Annotated in this window: 1 pseudogene; it reads left to right on the plus strand. The window is 52.4% G+C overall.

What is annotated here, in order from left to right:
- Window positions 1-264, plus strand: a pseudogene (locus tag AC1DUA_RS40680) (glucose 1-dehydrogenase); the annotation flags it as partial.
- Between the last annotated feature and the right edge of the window lie 175 nt (window positions 265-439).

Consider the following 439-nt stretch of genomic DNA (forward strand, 5'->3'; position numbering starts at 1 on the left):
GTGCTGGAGAATAAGTGCGTGATCGGTTCAGTGAACGCGGCACGCAAGGATTTTGAGACGGCCATCTATCGGCTGCAGCAGATGGAGCGGGTGTACCCCGGTTGGCTTGACCGACTGGTCACCAACCGGATGAAGCTTGCGGCTGTGCCGGAGCTGGATTTTGCGAGCATCCCGATCAAAGCGGTCGTCGACATTGTTCCGGTGGAACAGTGGCGTGGGTTGGTGAAACAGACGAGAGAAGTCGAGTACAGCTTCTCGGTTTAATGAGCTTAGAAGATACAGCGAATCAGCAGCGGAGAATGATAGCCGTAATCGGCATTATTATGAGTCAATCGAGCCACTAGTTGTGAGCTCAGTTGCCCTGTCAGTAGCCAAGTATCGAAGTGGCAGTCCATGATGCCGCCTCTCAATTGAATAACAGGAAAACCTACCGTTAATC

It is taken from the genome of Paenibacillus sp. 01T422 (genome assembly GCF_056398785.1).